General features: G+C 36.6%; 1 protein-coding gene. It reads right to left on the bottom strand.

The window, feature by feature from the left end; translation table 11 throughout:
• On the bottom strand, positions 1-418 hold a 418-nt coding region (locus R8O10_RS26850), incomplete at its 3' end, for a hypothetical protein (protein WP_318192178.1).
• Positions 419-557 lie beyond the last annotated feature (139 nt).

The following is a 557-nucleotide window of genomic DNA, read 5'->3' as shown; positions in this document are numbered from 1 at the left end:
GCCCCAAAACATTAAATGGTTTTTCACTAAATGCTTCTTGATGTCCAAGCTTGGGGTTAAAACTCTGATATTTGGGATCGGCTAAACGTTGGGCAAGTAGCCCAATTTCAATTGGGACCTGAGAGTACAGGTAATCAAACAGATTTTCGAAAAACTCATCCCACGATTTAACTAGTTCCTTGCCAAACGAATCTACAAGTACACTCTTGATGACACGGATTCTTTCGGTACTAACAGTTGCTTCTGGGTACTCCACGTCAAGAAATTCTTTAATCTGAGCTTGAGTATGTGGACCCTCACCATTTAGCCCTAGTGCCAACTCTAAAATTCGGGCGTTGCGTTTGGGATTCTCTAGTAGTTCAATCTTTTGAACAATGTCTGCCAGCCTAGAGATAAGTAACTTTTTGGTTTTTGGCATTCTTATCACCTTAAATCAAAGGTTTACTACTTTTGTATTTATTATATTGCGGTAATAACCATATTGCTAAGAATTCTATTATATATTATAGCAAATGTTAAGTCAGCTTTGTGTTAATAAAATTAGATATATGCTATAA

It is taken from the genome of Vibrio sp. 1727 (assembly GCF_033344415.1).
Lineage (GTDB): Bacteria > Pseudomonadota > Gammaproteobacteria > Enterobacterales > Vibrionaceae > Vibrio > Vibrio alginolyticus.
The sequence above is the reverse complement of the archived record's forward strand: the minus strand, read 5'-3'. Positions and strand labels throughout refer to the sequence as shown.